General features: G+C 71.1%; 1 protein-coding gene and 1 pseudogene. Both read left to right on the top strand.

What is annotated here, in order from left to right:
* Window positions 1-1,977, top strand: a pseudogene (locus H0W40_RS19880) (glycosyl transferase family 51); the annotation flags it as partial.
* Between the two features lie 335 nt (window positions 1,978-2,312).
* On the top strand, window positions 2,313-2,579 hold a 267-nt coding region (locus tag H0W40_RS19875; RefSeq protein WP_292449650.1), incomplete at its 3' end, for a transposase.

Here is a 2,579-nt window from a genome sequence, read left to right as displayed (position 1 = left end):
CGCTATGCGCTGACACCGGCGTCGGACTTCGCGCAACGCAAGGCGGTCAACTATGCGCGCATCCAGCTCGCCGAGCTGCTGGGCACGCCACGGCTGTACGACGTCGACCGGCTCGACCTCGAGCTGGCGACGACGATCGACGGCGCGCTGCAGGACGCGGTGGTCGACAAGCTGCAGCGTCTGCGCGATGCGGACGCGGCGCGCGCCGCCGGGCTGGTCGGCGAGCGGCTGCTCGAACGCGGCGATCCGGCGCGGTTGAACTACAGCTTCACGCTGTTCGAGCGCGGCGACGGCGTCAACCGCGTGCGCGTGCACGCCGACAACGTCGACCAGCCCTTCGACATCAATGCCGGCGCCAAGCTCGAGCTGGGCTCGACCGCCAAGCTGCGCACGCTGGCCACCTACCTCGACCTGGTCGCGTCGCTGCACGCGCAGCTGGCGCCGCTGACGCGCGACGAACTCGCCGCGCTGCCGGTGGCGCCGTCCGACCGGCTGACGCGATGGGCCGTCGACTACTTGGGCGCGCAGCCGCAGGCGCCGCTGGCGGCGATGCTCGACGCGGCGATGCAGCGGCGCTTCTCGGCCAGCCCGCACGAGAGCTTCTTCACCGGCGGCGGGGTGCACCGCTTCTCCAACTTCGACGCCCGCGACGACGCGCGCGTGGCCACGCTGTACGAATCGCTGCGCGACTCGCTGAACCTGCCGTTCATCCGCCTGATGCGCGAGATCGTGATGCACTACATCCACCGCGGCCCCGAATCGGCCGGCGCCGTGCTCGAGCAGAAGGACCATCCGCAGCGTGCAGTGCTGCTGGCGCGCTTTGCCGACCGCGAGGGCCGCCAGTTCACGCGCGGCTTCTACCGCCGCCACGCCGGGCGCAGCGGCGAGCAGATGCTCGATGCGCTGGCCGGCAACGCGCCGACGCTGCAGCGCCTGGCGGTGATCCACCGCGGCCTGCTGCCGCACGCCGACTACCCGGCCTTCGATGCCTTCGTCGAGCGCCACCGCGGCGCATCGACCGAGGCGCAGCGCCAGCGCACCTACGAGGCGCATACGCCCGGACGCTACAGCCTGGCCGACCGCGGCTACCTGGCGCGCCTGCACCCGCTGGAGCTCGAGGTGGCCGCGTATCTGGCGCGCGACCCGCAGGCGACGCTGGCGCAGGTGGTCGACGCCACGGCGGCGCAGCGCCAGCAGGCCTACGACTGGCTGCTGCGCAGCCGCGCCAGCGGCGCGCAGGACCTGCGCATCCGCACGCTGCTCGAGGTCGACGCCTTCGAGCATGTGCACGAGTCATGGCGCCGCGTCGGCTATCCCTTCGACCGCCTGGTGCCGTCGTACGCGACGGCCATCGGCAGCTCGGGCGACCGCCCGGCGGCGCTGGCCGAGCTGATGGGCATCATCGTCGCCGACGGCGTGCGCCAGCCGACGGTGCAGATCGAAGGCCTGCACTTCGCGGCCGCGACGCCTTACGAGACGCAGCTCGCCCGTGCCGTGCGCGCCGAACCCGAGCGTGCGCTGGCACCCGAAGTCGCGCAGGTGCTGAAGGCGGCGCTGGCACAGGTGGTCGAACAGGGCACCGCGCGGCGGCTGCGCGGCGCGCTGCTCGACGCGCAGGGCGTGCCGCTGGCCGTCGGCGGCAAGACCGGCACTGGCGACAACCGCCAGATCAGCCACGGCGCGCGCGGCGAGCGCATCGGCGAGCGCGTGCTCAACCGCACCGCGACCTTCGTCTTCTTCATCGGCGAGCGCCACTTCGGCACGCTCACCGCCTACGTGCCCGGCCCCGAGGCGGCCGACTACCGCTTCACCAGTGCGCTGCCGGCGCAGATCCTGAAGTCGATGGCGCCGCTGGTGGCGCAGGCGATCACGTCGCCGACGCGCTGCGGCGCCGAGGCGGCCGCCGTAGAGCCCGGCGCCGTTGCCGCCGTCAATGCGGCGGCGCACGTGGCGCGCAGCATTGACGGCGCACCATAGCGGGCCCTGCGTCGAGCCGCGTTGGCAGCGCAGGACAGGCCAACCCGACCCCCGGATTCGACACGCCGCCGCAGCGCTGCGGCGGCGTGTCGCTTCAGAATCGCGCATGAGGGCCCATCAAATCCAGCCAAGGGGACAGTTCTGGATCGACCGTCGAGGCTCCTTCGCGGGAGCTCGATCACTTCACACCCCTGTCGGATGGAACAGCCTTCGGGCCGCTGGTGATCGAGGAGTTGAACTCAGGCGGCCGCTCACCTCATTAGTTAGGGAAAGTCTGCAAAACAGGCCCATGTCTTGCATGATCTGAAGCCATGAACGGCAAGCGCGGAGCGTCCATGAAGCAACTCGGCCTGGGTCTGAACCTGTCGACGAAGAAGACGCGCAAGCGCGTGATCTTGGAAGAGATGGAGCGAGTCGTGCCGTGGGCTGCGCTGGTGCAGATCGTCGAGCCGCACTGCCCGCGGGCGAAGACCGGGCGCCCGCCGTTCGCGGTGGAGACCATGCTACGCATCCACTACCTCCAACAGTGGTTCGGGTTGAGCGACCCGGCGATGGAAGAGGCGCTGCACGACGTGGCGCTGTACCGCGAGTTCGCCCAGCTC

This window comes from Methylibium sp. (assembly GCF_013817345.1).
In the GTDB taxonomy this organism is placed as follows: Bacteria; Pseudomonadota; Gammaproteobacteria; order Burkholderiales; family Burkholderiaceae_C; genus Methylibium.
This window is presented reverse-complemented; position numbering and strand designations above follow the sequence as displayed.